Genomic DNA, 16478 nt, shown 5'->3' on the forward strand with positions numbered 1-16478 from the left:
TGGAAAGATTCCTGTATTGTTTTAATACATTCATTTTTTATGATTTTTGTACTAAAATAAAGCCCCCTTTAAAGCAAAAAAACTACCTGATTATGGTAGTTTTTAATGGATATCCAAATCTGAATTTAAATTTCTTTAAAAAACATATTTCTCTTTCTTTAACATTTAATTCTCCGATATTAGTTCTAATATATCTGCTTTTGCTGGAACACCATCGGTATTATAAATTCTAAAATCAGTAATTTCGTTTGTTTTATTCAGTATGAATATTACACAAAGTTCATCAGCCTGCTTTAAATTACAAATCAGTAAAATTTTATCGTTATTTAATATTTTTCCTAAAACATTCAAGCTTTTAACACTTTTTGTATATTCATTAATAGAGTCTGAAAATAATTTATAAAGCTTAACAGATTTATTTTTTGAAAACAAAACATTCTGAATATCTTTTTCATCTACAAATGTAGTGTTTGATGAATCGAACTCATCTGATTGTAAATAAGATTTCAAGTCTATATCATCATTTAGAATAGTTGTCTTTTTTATAATATAATCAAGTCTTTCTGAGGATGACATTTTTTCTTCGTTTGGAGGAGTATATTGATTAACAATTTCAAATTTCCCTTTATTATTTACTTTATAATTAACAAATGGATAAAAAGGTTCACCGGATCCAATACGACAATGAATAATACCATTTTTATCTATATAAACTTTAGAAGTGCATTGGCAAATTTGTTGATTATACTTTGACAAGTCTAGAAAATCAATTAATTCTCCTTTTGAATTATAGTTTAACAATGTATAAACTGATTCAAGTGTTGAAAGTATTACGGTATTATAATTTGGCTGCAGAATAATTCTTTTCTTAATTTTTATCCATTCAAATGATTTTTCATCATTATATCCAAGTTTTTTAAATTGCTCAGAAGCCTCTTTATCTAAAACTATTTTATTAAGTAATAATGATTTATAACGAGATTCATTTTTACCAAAGTCAATATCTTCTCCAAGATCACCACCTTCAGAATCAAGTCGTAACGTATCTTGGAGCGTAAGTAATTTTATATCATTGATACTTAACTCATCTGTTTTTACTTCTTTTTTTATAGTTTCTTTTTTGCATCCTAAAATAAAAAACAATGTGCAAATAATTGTTATTCTACAAATAATACCATTCATAATAATTAAATTTAATTTTATCATCTTTAAGTTGTTGCCACAGCCAAAGGTTTGACTCTCCTCTTAGCACCGAATTATCTGAGGAATTCTTTCCTCCAGTATAACCTCCTTTGTCTCCTTTTTCTTTTCTTATCTTAAAACTCTGTATTCTTCCATATGGATCATCAACTATTATTCCAATATCATTAACGTCTACCACTCTTACTATATGCCCCAATAAAGACATGCATACACCATATCCCTTATTTAATTTATCTTCTAATAGTTTTTTATGAATGTTTTTGTCAAATATTTTACCTACACCTTCGAACCCACCTTTAATTCCGAGCTGATTAGCTATTTTTACTCTGGTAGCCGCCTCAAATCTACTGTCATCTCCTTTTTTAAGAATATCTTTAATCATTACCATCATGAAATCTTCCATCTTCATATTAGGATCTGGAGCGGGATTTATTTGACCTAAATACTGCAATGCAATAGATTCGCTAACTACATTACACATTGTGTCAGCTAAGCTGTTGTATGTAGCATCCCTTTGGCTATTATACTCTACGAAATATTGCAGAATACGGTAAGCTTTTATTTTATCTACATTATTATCCAACTTATCAATAGACTTCCTGATCTCTTTTATTTGAACAGCACTAAAATAGCAAAACGTCAATGAAGTGTCCAAATTTAGTATTTCTCTTGGATTACTCATTACTAATTTATAAGAATTATTCATCAAAATAGTATTTTTACTATATACACCTTCATGTAAACTTGTGTAATATTCAGTGATTAATTCTTTCATTTGTATCCCATTCTTTGTTTCATCAACATCTAAGCTAGCATTCTCACTATAATCTGCTGTTCCTAATTTATACATTGTTTTATCCAGAGCTTTTCCAACATAAGCAGGAGCAAAAACAGCCACGTAGATATCCTCAGGAATTTTCGGAAAAACTGCTACCTTATTCATATACTTTTCAACTTTATCCAATTGCTCCAATTGAGTCATATTAGCATACTTGAGCTTTAATTCGTTGAGTACATCAAGTCCTCCTTCTTTGTATTCTCCCATACTGTTAAGTGCATTCTGCGTAAATTGAATTAAACCTACTGCTCTAGAATATTTTTTTCCTTTTATATATTTATCAAATGATTTTTTAGTTATCTGACCTTTTGGAATTAATGACTTACCTTCTATTTGATTTGGAGCAAAATTACCTCCCGTTTCTCTGTTCATTACAGCCATCAAACCATTTGCCATTTCCATTGTATTTTTCGGCCAAAGTCTCTTACAAATTTCAACAACTTTAACTCTAAATTCTTTGCTTACTTTAGATCCCCAAATCAATTGTGGATTATTTTCATCAAGTATTTCTTTTTTATCTTTAATTGGATTTATACCATTCACAACAACAGCATTCATCCCATTCTGTAAAGAAATTTTAGATTCAACACCCTCCATTCCAATATAAAATACATCCCCAAATCCTAATAATGGGGTTATTTCCTTCCATTTTTTATCCAAAGTAAAATTAATAACTGCAACTCCTTCACTATCTACAATAGCTTTAGCAGTATGTTTGGCACGATGAACATCTTTGTAGATTTTTAATTTCACCTCTTTACCAACCATATTTAAGGTTTTAACAACTCCTGTTACTTTCGCACCATAGGGTACTTGGGTAAATGGATTTACACGATTGCCATCATAAATAAAATAAGCGTCAGTTATTTTTGCACCGGTCGTAACATTTAATATTGCTTCATTATAAAAATTGGTATTTTGCTTAAATACGTATGACTCGTTTCCGTTTTGGATTCCTTCCAGTTCGAATCTAATTTTAGCAGTTTTGCCATTTTTAATTCCAAAATGCTTCTGCAAATTGGCATCAAATTTTAAGATTTTATTTATTTCACCATTGGCATTGGTTTTAGTATCGTTGTAATAATTGGCAACTTTACTTTCATTTAAGAAGAATTTAATTCTCACCTGTTGATTGATATATCCCGGAATGCTTGCTTTAATATGATTAACCTCTCCGGCAAAACCAGATGTTTTCTTTTTACCGCCATCATTGTAAGTCCAAAAAGCTTCGGTTACTTGTGGGTGTTTTACATCTATTTTTCTAACTGACTTCGATTTAAGTCCTTGTTTAATGTTACTATACGCCTCAATTGTAAATTCGCCTTCTTTTTTAGGAATAGGAAAAATGAAAGATTCACCTTTAAATAAATAAGGTTTTTCAGGATCACTATTTTCGATTTGTAATTTCAAACCATCTGGTACATATAAATTACCCTTTTTATCGTAAACGAGCCATTTTACATTTTCTTTTTCCTGTGGCGTAGCTGGTTCGATCTTAAAGGTTTTAGCCTTAAATATGGCATTTCGATTTGTTTTGCTATATAAATAAACATCATTTTCAACATTGTCGTTCACTTTATCTATACTACTAACAAAGTTTTTAATTACGTTGATACTATGTTCTTTACTCAGGTTGTATTGATCTTTACTGGTTACTTTAATGCAATATTCTCCCAAATTTGGCATTGAAAATTTTACAATACCTGTTGAATCCAATTCTTGTTCTTCTGAAATTACAGTTATTTTATTAACAGTTTTACTTTCGACCTGATAATAAAGTTTTAATGGATTTAATATTTTTACTTCAGGATTTTTTAAGGCTACTGTAAACAATTGCTCTGTTGCAGATGCTCTTGTAAGTCCATCTTTAGTAATCCCGGAAGATGCAATTACAATTTCCTGTGCAATTATTTTCAGCTCTACAAAAGCTGATAACCCCACATTTTTCTTAGTATTTGATCCAGGCTTGTTTCCATAAGCTTCAACTTTATAAGTCCCTGCTGTATCAAAATTGTAACTAAACGAGGTCCCTTCATTTATAAAAATAGTTTCTTTGTCATTTTTCTTTTTGCTATTATAAACTACCCAGTTGATATTTTGTTTTTGAAATATATTTTGTTTTATAAAGTTTTCGTCAAGGAAAAATTCAAGACTTTCTCCAACAATAAAAGAAGTTGCTTCTGTATTTTTAATTTTTACAGCACCTTTATTTACTGTACTTCCCTGAACCTCTTCGTTATTTATTTCTTTCAGGAATACGTAAACAGCCTCTTTTCCAATATTTGCATATAGGTTATCTGCGCTTAGGTTAGGGTATATTTTGGTTTTGGTAGTTATTGTAATGGTATTTGGTAACGCATCCAACCCTTCCACTTCTTTTAGCAATAAAAAAAGTTCGTCATACTGCTCAAAGAGATTAGCTACATTGATTGAATCATCGTTTAATTGTTTTTTGATTATTTCCCAACGGCTTTTACTTCCTCTAGAAATTTTCCCGCTCAGTATGTTATTATCAATTGACTCAACCATTTTTTCGCGAATGATCTCCCAATTAAAATTTTGGCTTTGAATAACCGAATTTGATTTTTTCAGGATGACGTACATTTCTGTAAACAACATATTATTTGGCTGACCATCAAAATCCTGAACTGTTGCCCCTTCATCAAAAGCTTTAGAAATGCTAATCCAATACGCTATTGCGACAGAATCGCTTGCAATAATAGCTACAGCTAACTTCTTTTTAATTTCTGCTCTTACAACTTCGATAGTTGGTTCACCACTATTTGTCTGAAGCATTTGAGGAACTGTTAAAGTTTGCTGAGCTGCCACATTTGCATAGGTTTGCGTCGTTATGCCGACACTTAATCCTGACGCATTTTCTTCTGCCCCTGAGATCGGAGAAGTAGTGTTGGCTGATGTGGGGAAACTCATTGTCGTTCCACCAATGGTATCAGCAACGCCTTCTCCGATTGAAGCGTTCAAAGTTGATGTTCTTGTCTCCGAAACTGAAGAAGTAGTACCAAGCAGCTCTGGTGCGCCGTTGGTGCCTCCTTCAGTTGAGACAGTGAGGTTTGCTATTGTTCCCTCAGTAACCGAAGAAGTAGTGCTTACCGCTATTTGTTTTTCGCTTTTTTCAGCAGTGGTATTGGTAACGCCTTCTCCGATTGAGGTACCAGAATTGTTAACAATAGCAGCAGTATTTAGAGTTTGCTGCTCCTGCCATACTTGCACTATATCTTTTTGCTGACTCATTTCTTTTGAAACTTTGGCTAACTCTTTTAGGATAGCTTCTGTTAAGTGTTCTGAGCTTTTTATATCAGCACCATTTTTTATTGAAAGATTGAAATTGTGAATTGCATTTTTACTCATCGCTAGACTATTTTTTCTGAGTGTAAAAGTACTATCGATATGTGTCATTTTAAAATTTCAAACCACTTGTATTCAGTAGTTTCAGTAGGTTTCCTTTTTGCTGAAACTACTGAAAACAGCAGGCTTTTTTGTGTTCATTTTCTATTCTTCAGTCTTACTTTTACACCCTCAAATATCAAATAGAAGTGACGTTTTATCGCAATAATGATTTGTGAATCTCTCTTTCTATTTTCCAAAAAAACAACCTCAACACCATTTATTAATCATTTTAAAAACAATAACCATTATGGATTATGTAGTATCAATTGGCATCAGCAAAATGCCGAAAATACCGGACAAGAGTACTTTTCATTTTTTTATGAATCAAGCATTTAGAAAAGATATTTCTACCAGAAAATTTAACCCTGCTCTATGAAAATAAAAATCGTATTCATTATAGAGATGACATCAAAAAAGATCGAGTTTATTAAAAGTTACTTACATAATTAAAAAAGAAAAAATATGGCAATAAGAACATTAAATACCATAAAAAGCTGGTTTAGAACAGGGTTGAAACCCACACAATCTCAATTTTCGGACACTTGGGATTCTTTCAGGCATAAAAGCGAAAAAGTACCAGCAGAAGATATTGAAGGGATTGAGCAATTAGCTGGAGATAAAATTATTCCGTCCGGACAGTTTATAGTTTTTAAAGTTAGTCCAAATACAGCTAATGAATTAGAAATCGGTGATACTGTAACAGGATATTGTGAAGGTAATTTTCTGGGTCAGGCAACCTATTACGGTGGAGATACGAGTTTGATGACCAGTTTTACTGACGCAAACAATTTAGTTGGAAGAATTATATCATTTACTTCTGGCGCCGACGGTGACATAATTACTTATGAACTTAATGATGAAGTATTACAAAGGTCTTATAGCTGCGGTGCCTATAATGGAATTTTTATTATGTATAAAAGACCTGGAGATACTGAATTTACCAGTGCATGGCCTAGTGGCGAATACCCACAATCATGGGTATCATGGCTTGAATTTATGCCTGGTACTATTATTAAATTAACAGATACGATTGGTGGTTTAACCGATTCAGAAGAATTTATAATACCAAACTCAGAAAACCCTGATTAAACATTAAACTTATAAAAAATGAAAAATATAATTAAAAACTGGAAAACCACAGTAGCCGGAATTATTGTGGGAAGTGTTGCCGTTTCCGTTGCGTTAGGATATATCACAGCCGAAGTTGGCGGGCAAATAACAAGTGTTTGTATTGCTTTGGGTTTAATTGCCGGTAAAGATGGTAATAAAACTGGTGTGGCAAACTAAAATCATATTCTAAGCTAAAACAAAGAACGGAGATAGTTGCCAAAATTCATGAAACTCTCCTATTCTTTAAACAAAACATTCAAGATTGTCAGAGAATATAAGTATCTGATAATCCTGAATGTTTCTTTGATAAATGCATGAAAGCAAACTTAGTTTTCATTACTGCAGACATAAGAAAGTCGCTATAAAAACAATACCTCACAAGTAGCCCTTTATAATTTAATTTAAAAAAACTGATGAAAGAAAATATAGAAATTCAACCTAACGAAACACAATCATCGGCAGGTACCTATCAAATTAATAAATCTTTAAAACTAAATACCGTACACGAAGGAGAACCAAACGACAATATTTTGGTTTATGGTACAGATAATGAAGTGAGATCTGTTCCCAGAAGTGAGCTTTTTGAGGAATTAATTACAGGAACCCCAAATAATATTCCAAAAATTAAAATAGATGGTACTGGCATAGAAAATAGCTGTATAGTAGATTATGCTGATAAAGTATCAATTAATAAAAAAACAGAGATAACTTCTGGAATAGAAAATAATTCAGGTTTAACCCTTACTAATTTAAAAAATGAAAAAAATGAAATAACAACTGCACAAGCTAATCACTACGGAACAGGCCTGTTTAAAGGATTAACATATATATACTCCATTTCATCTTTTGGAGATAGTATAAATAGAATATCAAAAGATTTAGTTTCAATTCCTATCGTTGGATTTCCTTCTAATGGCATTATATCAATAGTAGAACATCCCAATTTAGACTTATATGCTTGTTCTACAAATGGCTATATATACAAAATAACTCCAGATAATGTTATATCAGTTGAGAGCTACATACCTGGTAACGATTATAGATCAATGGCCATTAATGGTGAAAATATTTTTCTAGGATGTGCCAATTCATATAGAGTTGTAAAATATAATATTTCAAGTAATACTATTTCCAATCTTACAATTTTTAATACTGGAGATTGTAGTAATTTAAGTATGAAATATCTTGATGGATTTTTATATGTCATTAGTGGTAAAAATATGGGTTATCCTTTGTATAAAATTGATGTAACGGACGGGTCCTACACTCCTTACGGAGATATAATTGCTGAAGATTCTGCTTTTTTGGAATTTGATGATGAAGGAGGTCTTATATTCAATACAAGAATAGGATTAGATATTTATAAAATAGATTCTAACGGAAACCAAAATATATTTTATACTTATCCTAATGGAACTAATACTCTGGGATCCAGAATATATTTTACTGATAACACTTTATTTATATCAAACCCTTTAGAAAATTCTGTAAGTCGTGTATACACAAATGGAACTAGAGATATTCTACCAAATTACTTAGATTTTGCTACTGGTATATTTGCTGAGAATAAAGATGAGTTTTTCTTTGCAACCATTAAAACTATTAACAGATATAAAAAAAAACTCCCTAAATCTTATCCACTTACTACAAATGAAAATGGAGACATCATTTTCAGTTATGAAAATTATGTAACATTTGATGACTTACTTGTACAGCCAAAAAAGTATAAAGCTTTACTAACTCAAGATGGTACAAGTGCTCCTCTTACTCGAGTTATAGTAAACGAGTTGGGGGGAGATGTGATATTGAGTTATAATTCTGTAGGCATGTATATATTAACATTACCAATAAAGGTCGATTTAAATAAAACATATTTCGACATTGCTCAAACCAATGTCAGTATACACTATTCGATAGCTTTTTTAGGAGGCAGTTCATTTATAATAAAATCTTTTGACACAATCACCAATTTGCTAATAGATTCACAACTAGCCGCAAATGGAGTTGAAATAGAAATATATCCATAACGTGAAAGAATGCATTTAATACAAAAAAATATAACGATGTCTAAAATCTTTTAAGGGTGGCTTTTAATTTATTGATTATCTCATTTTAGTACCAAAAAATTGCTACTAAAAACTTTCAATAACATATAAAATAACACTTTAACAACAATTACTTTCTAATAAAACGAGATGCATATTTTCTTTTTTTAGACTTTTCCGCCCTGCTTTCATACTCTAATTTCAACTATTTGTTTGGTTTACAAGCACAAAGAAATTAAACTAAATTCATTATTTCTCCTAATCCAGAAGGTTGATTTTTATCAGAACCACACTAAATAATTTAAAAAAAAACAAAAACATGGCAATACAAACATTAAACACAATCAAAAACTGGTTTAGAAAAGGTCTAAAACCGACACAAACTCAATTTTGGGATACCTGGGATTCTTTTCGACATAAGGACCAAAAAGTTCCAGTGGCAGATATTGAAGATATTGACGAATTACTTTCTTCTAAAACAGACAAATCTGATTTTAAAACAATCAATGGAGAATCAATATTAGGCTCGGGGGATATTGGGATTGATTGTGGAGGTTCTCAGGATTTACAACAAACTTTGGAAACTGGAGATATTGCCCGATTCGAAGGAGGAAATAGTAGAGTGAAGCTACTGAATGGAGATCCTGATTCAAGAACTATTGAATTAGTTACAGGTAACACAAGCACTAAATCATCTTTGATTTTAGGCAACACATTTGCCAGTTTAAGTCATTCAGAACCTGCACCAGGACATGTTCACAGCAATATATCAGCAACAAATGCTGGCATAATTTTATCAAATAATGATAATGGAACTAATGCGTGGTCTAATGCGCTTATAGTTCCTTATAACACTACAAGTCAAACCACATATAGTTTACCAATTGATAGACCTAGGGGTAATTATATTTTAGCCACAATAGATCAGATTACTGAGGGAGGTATTCCGAATATTGATAGTGTAGTAGGTGCTGGTAGTGCTATTAGCGGCAAAAATATTACATTTTTAAATGATCCTAATGATGATAGAAATTCGAATATACAAGCAAATTTTAGTAGATATTATAATGTAGGAAATTCTATGACGTCTTTAGACGCATATGGTTTGCATATTAATAATTACATTAGTTCTGGTGGTTACTCTGGAACCGTAAATATTCTAAGTCCTACTAATAATTTAGCATCTTTTAATATTGATTATAGATTACCTTTTAAACCTGATGGAACTTATACTTTAGCTACTATAGATGATATACCAACACCAATAGTTCCTGATTTACAAAATGTGTTAGATGTAGGGTCTGTAGCTACAAATCAACAAATAAGTTTAGTTGATTTTTCAGCTAATCTACAATCAGCTATAGGTGGTGTAGACGGTGTAATTACATTAGACAGAGCAAACCAAGCTTTTGTAAATATGGGCATTAAAGTTGTTACTACAGGAGAAGGCAGGGTGCCTGCAATTACTTTTGCATCGGATAATTTAGGAGATAATATAAGTCATATAGTTACCGAGAATGCAACAACAGCAGGTATTTTTAAATTACCAAATAAAGGTGGTACTAAAAGCGATGAATATACTTTAGCCACGTTAGATGATATTCCACTAGTAGATCCACTATTACCAGTTTCAAATTCACAATCAGGTATAGTAAATAATACACCTTTACAAGAATTGGGCGGAGTAGATAAAATAATAAATGGCGTAAGAATAGGAAGAGGAGCTGGAACGACTACAGATAATTTAGTTGTTGGAGATGTAGATAGTATGTCCTTAAATACTACTGGAACTTATAATACAGGTATAGGATCTGGATCACTTAATAGTAATACTACTGGGACATATAATACAGGTGTAGGTGCGTACGCTTTATGGACTAACGCTACCAGCAACTACAATGTAGCAGTAGGTTCATCTGCGTTGCAAAATCTTATTAGTGGCGCAGGTCATAATGTAGCGATAGGAACAGGCTCTTTATCTACATTGGTTTCCGGAATTAGTAATACTGGAATAGGAGACTTTGCTCTTTGGAAAGCTACTACTGGAACATTTAATACAGCTGTTGGTAGTGGTTCATTACAAAAAGTCACTACTACCATAGGTAACACAGCAATAGGCGCTGGTGCAGGACAAAATATTACTGGAATTTACAATACAGCGATAGGCTATTTATCCAATGGTGAAACAGGGACGACAAGTACTGGGAATTATAATATAACTATGGGATACCAATCTGGAAGAGCACTTACATCAGGCTCTAATAATATCCTAATTGAAAATATTACAAATGCCAGCATCACGTCGGGAAGTAATAATATAATTATTGACAGCAAGCAAAAGTCTGGAGTAACAACGGGAAATAACAATACGTTAATAGGTGGTTGGGATGGCGCTTTTTCTCCTACTACGTCTGATACTGTTGCTCTGGGTACTGGTGCCGGTGTTACAAGATTTTTGTCTGCCAGTACAGGTTTAACAACGCTTCCAACTCAGACAAATGCATTGATTTCCGCTGATACAACAGGAAAAGCTATTGTTACAAAAAGCTATTCAGACAATATGGGAGCTGTAGTAAATGCTACCATATCAGCTTTATCTGGCACAGCTTTGAACTCTGCCTATCCTTCTGCGATAGCAGGATTCAGAGTACATTGCTTATCAATATCCGGAGGAGCCATAGTCTATGAAAAAACAACAGGTGGTTGGATTCAATACTCAACTACAGATGTAACACCTTAATAAGCAATTAATAACAAATACCAAAAACATAAACAATTTTTAAATCTGACTTTAAGCACAATTTAGCACAAAGCCACCATAAAGAAGACTAAAAAATCTTGTTTTTGGTGGCTTTTGTTTTTATGAATATTTCAATTATTAAACAGACAACAAACTAAATAACAACAATTTAGAGACACTTATTTTTTACTGAAACTACTGAAAACGAAGCCCATATTTTTCGTTTTTTAGGCACTTCTGCCCTACTTTTACATACTCTAATTCCAACTATTAGTTTGCCTAAAAGGCATAAAAACAGCTTCTATTTTCTAAATATTTTAGAAAACAGACACCTCAACTATACAAGTCATTCAATAATCATATTAACAATTAAAACAATAAACTAATCATGGATTATACACCAAAAGATTTAGGAGAAACACCTAAAACACCAGACATGAGTAATTTCAAAAATCCTTTAATGCAGGCATCAGAAGGGAGCATTTTTATAGAAAGTTTTACTATCACGCCTTTAAATGTATCTGAAAAAAGTGAAAACCTGGCGGAAGTCATTAAAAAAGAAAGCAGAGACAGCGGCATTTAATATTCGAAATCATACAGCTTAATTCTTATTCATAAAAAAAGACAAAATTCCTAAAACCATAAAAATGCCAGACGAAATAGCACTCCAAAAACTAAAAGAAAAATACGGTACAGTATTAAAAGTAACCTCAGCCGACCAATTAACAACAACTTACTGCAAAAAACCATCCTTTACTATATTCTTAAACTATCAAAATTTATATAAAGACAATCCGCATGAAGCGATTCTGTTTTTATTCAAAGAATGCGTGCTTGATCAGGAAAATTATGATGATGAATTCATGCTTTCTGCAGGAAATTCTATTGTAGCCCTGATCAAAAAGGATAGTGAATTCACTATTGATGCAACTCCACAAAAAGATGAATTCAAAAAATCGGCTGCACTTATCAGACATGCTTTTCAGGTAGATCCGTATCAATTAGCAATGGACGAGTTCTATAAATTACTCGAAGAAGCGCTTTGGCTACAAAAACACAATGAGAAAAGAATGGAAAACACACTCATGACAGCCTTTGCACAAACATTTTCAAATTAAAAACAAAAAATATAATTATGAAATTCAATTTTAATGTAAACGAAATTTTAGATACCAAAGAAATCGAATATAGTGGTATTAACTACAACGAATCTGAGTCAAAAGATTTTATCATCGATAAAACCGGAGGTGAATTTAACTTAAGAGTCTTCGCTCCTTTAGTTTTTGAGCCTCTCGCAAAAAACGATCTTAATTTGCCAAGTTTGCGAATCGATGCCGTTACTGTCAATCTAAATCGTTCAAAAATTATAAAAAAAGAGGGAATTGAAGGAAGAGATTCAACCATCAAAGAACACATTACAAATGGTGATTTTAGTATTTCCATAGAAGGGCTAATCGCCAATGAAACAGGCGACGAATATCCAAAGGAAAAACTGTTTTTATTGAAACAATTCTTAAATGCTCCTTATTCTTTAAGAGTAACACATGCTATTTTGAACCGATTTGGTATTTATGAACTGGTTATCGATTCTTATTCTATTCCTTCTATTTCCGGAACAAAAAATATTCAAAAATTTACTGCCAGCGCCACATCAGACGAAACTGTAGAACTAATAATTAGAGACAATGCTTAAACTAAATGCTAAAATTAGAGTTTACGAAACGGTAAGACTTATTCCTACTCCCAAATTTTATGAATTTACTTATGTCAAAAATGTCGACATAAACAGTTCGTACAAATCCCTGACGGATACAGCCACGATTATAATGCCAAAAAAAGTATATACGGACACCAAAGGATTCGATCGGAGCTTGTTTACTGATGCAACTGGTGAAGAAAAAACAATTCATGATTTTTTTAAACTGGAAGATTATATCGAAATATTTTTAGGATACGATGGCGATTACAAACCTGCTTTTAGAGGCTACATCACCGGAGTTCAATCCGATATAACAGCCACCATAACCTGCGAAGATGCGATGTATGCCTTTAAAAAGGTAAAAGCTGTAAAAGATGCTGATGTTCAGAACCCGAATGATCCTTTGAATGTTGTGGCAACAAACCCAACCACAAATATTGAAAATTTTAATCCTAAAACTTTTTTTGAAAAAAGAAGTAAGGAGTTGAAACTACCTTTTAAAGTAAATGCACTTGATGAAAATCTGGGAAATGTAATAATTAGCAGAAATCAAAGTTTATCACAAGTTTTTGAGATGTTAAAAGACAAAGGAATTTACACCTATTTTAAAACTGAAGAAACTGGTCCTGTCCTAACCATTACAAATAATCCGCAACAACATACTACGACTGAATTAGCCGGTTTTATAGACCGAAATTTCATTAAAAGCCCGTTAGCAGGAGTTCTTGTGAAAAAATTAATTAATCAGGGACTTAGCCTTTTAAGTTCGCAATTAAGTAAAGCTACCCGATCAGTTTCTGATCGTTTTACCGGAAAAGTCCGTTTTAGATTTCGTTATAATATTATAGAAGATAAATTAATCGTGGTTAATGAGTCGACAAAAAACACACGCACTCGTGTAGAAAAATATTTTAAGAACTCAAACACACCAATTTATGTTGAATTAGGCGATCCGAATGGGCAACTGGCAAAAACTCATGTATTACATAATGATACGGATGAATTGCCAAGAGATCCTGCAGCTTTCAAAAAAGAAACAACACAAGTATCTTCAGAATTGTATCAATATGCCGCTTTAAGGGCAATGGAATCTAAGCCAAGTGGGTTTGAAGGTTCATTTCTCACTTTTGGCGAGCCATTTGTTCGACCTACCGATCAGGTGATTCTTGAAAACGCTAAGGATAAAGAAAAAAACGGAACTTTTCAGGTAGAAAAAGTAGAACGAAGTTTTGGTGAAAACGGCTATAGACAAAGGATTTATATCGGACGAAGAGTAGAAGCAATCTAAAAACACAAAAATGGGAAATATAACAGATCTAATAAAAGATGTCGCGAGCAAAAATCAAATTATCGAAACTTTTGCGGCAAAAGTTATTGAAATAAATACAGAGGCAGCATCACTTCATAATCCGCAAGATGCTTATACTGTAAATGTCATGCGGGCAGATGGTGCCATCATTAAGAATGTCAGATTAAAAGCCTCGATCCTGGATTTGGAACAAGGAATCATTACGGTTCCCAAAAAAGACAGTTGGGTTTTGGCCACAATTATTGACGGAGTCGAAACGAGAGCATTTATTTCGCAGTTTTCAGAGATCGAACGCACTTTTATCCGTTTCAAAAATGATCAAAATCATTATCTGGAAATTGATACGAATGTAGATAAATTTCACATGTTGTTTAAGGAAAAAGAAAATAATGATCCTTCATCGACTTCGGCACCAACCTACAAAAACATTGCTCAATTAGAATTTACCGGTAACACTTCAAATCCAAACATTAGTACCTCTTTTTATGATGCAAATGGTAAGGAAATTTCTAAAAACAGTTTCAATATTAATGAACAAAAAATCAGTATTAATGAGGGAAATACGCTATTCACTTTAAAAGACAAAGAATCAAAAGTAACGATCAAAGATGGTTTTGAAGCTATAATTTCAGATGCTAAAACTTCATTTAAAAAAGATAATCTAACTTTTGAAATGGATGATAGATTTAAAATTGATGTTGGCGGAAAAAGTTTAAAATCAAAATTAGAAGAATTGATTGATGAAATTAGCAAAATTACAGTAACCACACCAGTTGGACCGTCGGGACCTCCAATCAATTTAGCTAAACTTATGACAATAAAAACAAATCTGACACAACTACTAAAATAATAAAACTATGCCTTTAAATAAATCAGTTTTAGAACAAGCAATAAAATCTCTTTTAATTGAAGAGAAAGGAAAAACAGATGATGGTTCTTCCTCTATAGATAACATTGCTGCAAAATTAGCCACCGCCATTGACACATTTGTAAAATCAGGACTTGTTACTACGACAGTAACCACAACGGGTTCTGCATCAGCACAAACCGGAACTGGAACTGGAGGAATCTCCTAAATGATTTTGAATTAATGTTAAAAATCCCTCTTACTTTTATAGCAAGAGGGATTTTTATTTGAAAAACTTCAATATCGAAGTCTTTTTTACAAATCTTAATTCAGTTTTTTCTTTAAAGTCTCTTCCATTTCATAGAATTTACTTTCGAGATCATGAATCTTTTCATAAATATTAATTGGATCCGGCATTTGTTTTGAAGCATACATACTCGCATACCAAACCTCCAAAATATCCTCAGCATAAATAGAATACATTGGGTAATTTCCGTCTCTGTTGTCTGATTTAAGGATTAATTTTCCACTTTCTCTAATTCGGTTCAAAACCCTTTTTACCACTACTCCATCATTCTTGCTGATAATAACATAAATTCTGCCATCCAGAATATCATCAAAATTATCAACATATTTTCCAAAAAGATAATCTCCGTCATGTATTGTTGTTGACATAGAGTTTCCTTTTATTTCAAAACATCTGTAAGTTCCGTTCTTTAGCATTGGCATACTGAATGAAGGAAGCGTTTCCATGTATTCCGGATCAGCATAACCATCTAAATACCCCGCTCGTGCTTTTACTCCAACAAAATTAATATTTTCTTCTCCATCTTCATTTACCGTAATAACTTTTGGCAGATTCAGACCAACTTCAGCATTTGTTTTATTGGCAAAAATTTCGTCGCTGTCTCCAAAAAAATAATCGGGATTTACATTGCAATGTGTAATTATACTTTGCAACAAATCAAAACCAGGTTTGGTTCTTTTTCTATCTCCGTCGGCTTGTAATCTTCCAATAGTAATACTGTCTATTGTGGTACTGGTTACTCCTATTAATTTCGCAAATGAGTTATTATTCAACTTCATCTCATCTATAATACGTTTTATCTTAGTGTGTATCTCCATGTTGTAATTGCGTTTATTTTTTTTTATGTAATATGTTTATATAACGTAAAACATTCCACTATATGTTGCAAAATTAAATAAATATAATAAATAATTACGTCTTTCCGTAATTATTTTCAAAAAATAGCTGATTTACAGCGATTTTGTAACTTCT

The 16478-nt window shown here is 32.1% G+C and carries 13 protein-coding genes; 10 read left to right on the forward strand and 3 right to left on the reverse strand.

Features of this window, described 5'->3' with window-relative positions; all coding sequences use genetic code 11:
- Positions 1-165 precede the first annotated feature (165 nt).
- Both AC6CH4_RS15700 and AC6CH4_RS15705 read right to left on the reverse strand, forming a co-directional pair.
- Positions 166-1182: a hypothetical protein gene (locus AC6CH4_RS15700; RefSeq protein WP_498104552.1), complete on the reverse strand. Its 1017-nt coding sequence runs from the start codon at positions 1180-1182 to the stop codon at positions 166-168.
- Positions 1163-5458 carry a hypothetical protein gene (locus AC6CH4_RS15705; RefSeq protein WP_498104554.1) on the reverse strand — a complete coding sequence of 1432 codons (4296 nt, stop codon included), beginning with the start codon at positions 5456-5458 and terminating at the stop codon, positions 1163-1165. Before AC6CH4_RS15705 ends, AC6CH4_RS15700 begins: the two co-directional genes overlap by 20 nt.
- Positions 5459-5911: 453 nt before the next feature.
- Between AC6CH4_RS15705 and AC6CH4_RS15710 the strand changes: the two genes are divergently transcribed.
- The 10 genes from AC6CH4_RS15710 (at position 5912) to AC6CH4_RS15755 (ending at position 15428) form a co-directional block, all read left to right on the forward strand.
- Positions 5912-6538 carry a hypothetical protein gene (locus tag AC6CH4_RS15710; protein ID WP_498104556.1) on the forward strand — a complete coding sequence of 209 codons (627 nt, stop codon included), beginning with the start codon at positions 5912-5914 and terminating at the stop codon, positions 6536-6538.
- A gap of 18 nt (positions 6539-6556) precedes the next feature.
- Entirely contained in the window at positions 6557-6736 is a 180-nt protein-coding gene (locus tag AC6CH4_RS15715; RefSeq protein ID WP_498104558.1) for a hypothetical protein, read from the forward strand.
- Positions 6737-6972: 236 nt separating this feature from the next.
- Positions 6973-8586 carry a ligand-binding sensor domain-containing protein gene (locus AC6CH4_RS15720; RefSeq protein WP_498104560.1) on the forward strand — a complete coding sequence of 538 codons (1614 nt, stop codon included), beginning with the start codon at positions 6973-6975 and terminating at the stop codon, positions 8584-8586.
- Between the two features lie 337 nt (positions 8587-8923).
- Positions 8924-11344, forward strand: coding sequence for a beta strand repeat-containing protein (locus AC6CH4_RS15725; protein WP_498104562.1), 2421 nt, complete (start codon positions 8924-8926; stop codon positions 11342-11344).
- 388 nt (positions 11345-11732) lie between these two features.
- Positions 11733-11927, forward strand: coding sequence for a hypothetical protein (locus AC6CH4_RS15730; RefSeq protein ID WP_498104564.1), 195 nt, complete (start codon positions 11733-11735; stop codon positions 11925-11927).
- Between the two features lie 64 nt (positions 11928-11991).
- Positions 11992-12462, forward strand: coding sequence for a hypothetical protein (locus tag AC6CH4_RS15735; protein ID WP_498104566.1), 471 nt, complete (start codon positions 11992-11994; stop codon positions 12460-12462).
- A 17-nt stretch (positions 12463-12479) separates the two neighbouring features.
- The gene (locus AC6CH4_RS15740; RefSeq protein ID WP_498104568.1) at positions 12480-13037 is read left to right on the forward strand and encodes a DUF6046 domain-containing protein; all 558 of its coding nucleotides are present in this window, start codon (positions 12480-12482) and stop codon (positions 13035-13037) included.
- Entirely contained in the window at positions 13030-14331 is a 1302-nt protein-coding gene (locus tag AC6CH4_RS15745; protein ID WP_498104570.1) for a hypothetical protein, read from the forward strand. The genes AC6CH4_RS15740 and AC6CH4_RS15745 overlap by 8 nt, the downstream gene beginning before the upstream one ends.
- A 10-nt stretch (positions 14332-14341) precedes the next feature.
- Positions 14342-15202, forward strand: coding sequence for a hypothetical protein (locus tag AC6CH4_RS15750; RefSeq protein WP_498104572.1), 861 nt, complete (start codon positions 14342-14344; stop codon positions 15200-15202).
- A gap of 7 nt (positions 15203-15209) precedes the next feature.
- On the forward strand, positions 15210-15428 hold the full coding sequence (locus AC6CH4_RS15755; protein ID WP_498104574.1) for a hypothetical protein: 219 nt from the start codon (positions 15210-15212) through the stop codon (positions 15426-15428).
- Between the two features lie 95 nt (positions 15429-15523).
- On the opposite strand, the gene AC6CH4_RS15760 is transcribed toward AC6CH4_RS15755, so the two are convergent.
- A complete protein-coding gene (locus AC6CH4_RS15760) occupies positions 15524-16324 on the reverse strand; it encodes an XRE family transcriptional regulator (protein WP_498104576.1) in 801 nt (266 codons plus the stop codon).
- Between the last annotated feature and the right edge of the window lie 154 nt (positions 16325-16478).

The sequence above is a fragment of the Flavobacterium sp. GQ95 genome, assembly GCF_059758655.1.

Bases quoted from the DNA above. Each gene is read 5' to 3' on its own strand.
- AC6CH4_RS15700 (WP_498104552.1), bottom strand. From the start codon at position 1,182: ATGAATGGTATTATTTGTAGAATAACAATTATTTGCACATTGTTTTTT.
- AC6CH4_RS15705 (WP_498104554.1), bottom strand. From the start codon at position 5,458: ATGACACATATCGATAGTACTTTTACACTCAGAAAAAATAGTCTAGCG.
- AC6CH4_RS15710 (WP_498104556.1), top strand. From the start codon at position 5,912: ATGGCAATAAGAACATTAAATACCATAAAAAGCTGGTTTAGAACAGGG.
- AC6CH4_RS15715 (WP_498104558.1), top strand. From the start codon at position 6,557: ATGAAAAATATAATTAAAAACTGGAAAACCACAGTAGCCGGAATTATT.
- AC6CH4_RS15720 (WP_498104560.1), top strand. From the start codon at position 6,973: ATGAAAGAAAATATAGAAATTCAACCTAACGAAACACAATCATCGGCA.
- AC6CH4_RS15725 (WP_498104562.1), top strand. From the start codon at position 8,924: ATGGCAATACAAACATTAAACACAATCAAAAACTGGTTTAGAAAAGGT.
- AC6CH4_RS15730 (WP_498104564.1), top strand. From the start codon at position 11,733: ATGGATTATACACCAAAAGATTTAGGAGAAACACCTAAAACACCAGAC.
- AC6CH4_RS15735 (WP_498104566.1), top strand. From the start codon at position 11,992: ATGCCAGACGAAATAGCACTCCAAAAACTAAAAGAAAAATACGGTACA.
- AC6CH4_RS15740 (WP_498104568.1), top strand. From the start codon at position 12,480: ATGAAATTCAATTTTAATGTAAACGAAATTTTAGATACCAAAGAAATC.
- AC6CH4_RS15745 (WP_498104570.1), top strand. From the start codon at position 13,030: ATGCTTAAACTAAATGCTAAAATTAGAGTTTACGAAACGGTAAGACTT.
- AC6CH4_RS15750 (WP_498104572.1), top strand. From the start codon at position 14,342: ATGGGAAATATAACAGATCTAATAAAAGATGTCGCGAGCAAAAATCAA.
- AC6CH4_RS15755 (WP_498104574.1), top strand. From the start codon at position 15,210: ATGCCTTTAAATAAATCAGTTTTAGAACAAGCAATAAAATCTCTTTTA.
- AC6CH4_RS15760 (WP_498104576.1), bottom strand. From the start codon at position 16,324: ATGGAGATACACACTAAGATAAAACGTATTATAGATGAGATGAAGTTG.